Origin of the sequence: Neorhizobium vignae, assembly GCF_000732195.1 — a bacterium.
Classification (GTDB): domain Bacteria; phylum Pseudomonadota; class Alphaproteobacteria; order Rhizobiales; family Rhizobiaceae; genus Neorhizobium; species Neorhizobium vignae.
The window spans coordinates 1-1,963 of the sequence record NZ_JNNU01000054.1 but is presented as its reverse complement, the minus strand read 5'-3'; the positions used below and the strand labels follow the sequence as shown (position 1 = coordinate 1,963).

Genomic DNA, 1,963 nt, shown 5'->3' with positions numbered 1-1,963 from the left:
CCGCCATCCAGCGTGTCATTGCCCGCAGCCCCGGTCAGTCTGTCGGCTGCCGCTCCGCCCTTGATGATGTTGTCAAGCGTATTGCCGGTGCCGAAAAAGCCGGTCGTACGTGTCGAAATCAGGTTCTCGAGATTGGCCCCCAGCGTGTAGGAGGCCAGGTTCGTCTGCACCGTGTCGATGCCCTCGTTGGCATTTTCGACGACGATGTCGCCGGTGCTGATGACATAGGTGTCGTCGCCCGCCCCGCCCTTCAGCGTGTCGACACTCGTTCCCCCGGTCATGACGTTATTCAGCGCATTGCCATTGCCTGCAAAAGTCGCCGTGCCAGTGTTGGTGAGGTTCTCGACATCGGTCCCAAGCGTATAGCTTGCGAGGTTCGTCTGCACCGTGTCGGTGCCCTCGTCGGCGTTTTCGGTAACGGTGTCGCCGGCATTGTCGACGACGTAGATATCGTTGCCCGTGCCGCCGGAAAGCGCATCTGCTCCGGCGCCGCCATTCAGTGTGTCGTTGCCCGCATCGCCAGAGAGCGTGTCGTCGCCAGCTCCGCCGGTGATGACGTTGTCGAGAGTGTTGCCGGTGCCCGTAAAGCCGCCGCTTCCGGTGAAGGTCAGGTTCTCGACATTGGCGATCGCCGCCAGCGAATAGCTCGCAAGATCGGTCTTGATGACATCGGTGCCGCCGCCGGATGCCTCGACCACCACATCGCCCAGGGTCTCGACGATATAGGTGTCATTGCCGCCACCACCGATCAGCGTATCGGCGCCGGCCTTGCCGTCGAGCGTATCGGCTCCCGCCCCGCCGGTCATCACGTTCACGGCGCCATTTCCGGTGCCGGTAAACGCCGCCGTTCCCGTATAGGTCAGGTTCTCGACATTCGTTCCAACAATATAGCTCGCAAGCGTCGTCTGGACCGTGTCCGTGCCCTCGTTCGGGTTCTCGACGACGATGTCGGTCGCAACATCGACCACATAGGTGTCGTCGCCCACCCCGCCCGACATCCTGTCGGAACCTGCTCCGCCAATCAACGTGTCAGCGCCCGCGCCGCCGCTCAGATTATCCGCAGCCGCCCCTCCAGTCAGGATATTGTTCAGGTCGTTTCCAGCGCCCATAAAGGCCGCCGTGCCTGTATAGGTCAGGTTCTCGACACCGGCGACTGCCGCCAGCGAGTAGCTGGCGAGTGCGGTCTTTATCGTATCGGTACCTTCATTGGCGTTTTCGATGACGACATCGCCGACATTGTCGACCACGTAGGTGTCGTTGCCGCTGGCACCCACCAGCGTGTCGGCGCCGGCCCCGCCGTTCAGCGTGTCATTGCCCGCGCCACCGGTGATCGTGTTGGCGGCAACATTGCCGGTGCCGGTGAAGTTTTCAGATCCCGTGTAGGTGAGGTTCTCGATATTCGCCAATGCAGCGATCGAGTAGGCGGCGAGCGACGCCCGGATCTCGTCCGTGCCGGCACCGGCTGCCTCCGTAACCACATCGGTCGCCATGTCGACGATGTAGATATCGTTGCCGAGCCCGCCGACCAACGTGTCGGCGCCGGCGCCACCATCCAGGGTATCATTGCCGGTTCCGCCGGTAATGACGTTCGCCAAGGAATTTCCTGTTCCGGAAAAATCGCCGGTACCCGTAAAGGTCAAGTTCTCCACGTTGGCGACGTTGGTCAGCGCATAGGCAGAAAGCGCCGTCTTGACCAGATCGGTGCCTTCATTGATCACCTCCGTAACGACATCGGCGGCATCATCGACGATGTAGGTGTCGTTTCCGGCACCGCCGATCAGTATGTCTGCTCCTGCCTTTCCATCCAGCGTATCGGCGCCGACGGCGCCCCTGATGGTATTGGCGAGGCTGTTGCCTATTCCGGCAAATGCTGCTGCGCCGGTATATGTCAGGTTCTCAAGGTTGCCAGCAATCGTATAGGCAGCCAGCGCTGTCCTGACGGTATCGGTGCCCTCGTCGGCGT

1 protein-coding gene is annotated in these 1,963 nt (G+C 61.6%); it reads right to left on the bottom strand.

The features are described from left to right. On the bottom strand, nt 1-1,963 hold a 1,963-nt coding region (locus GQ59_RS30285), incomplete at both ends, for a beta strand repeat-containing protein (protein ID WP_162183339.1).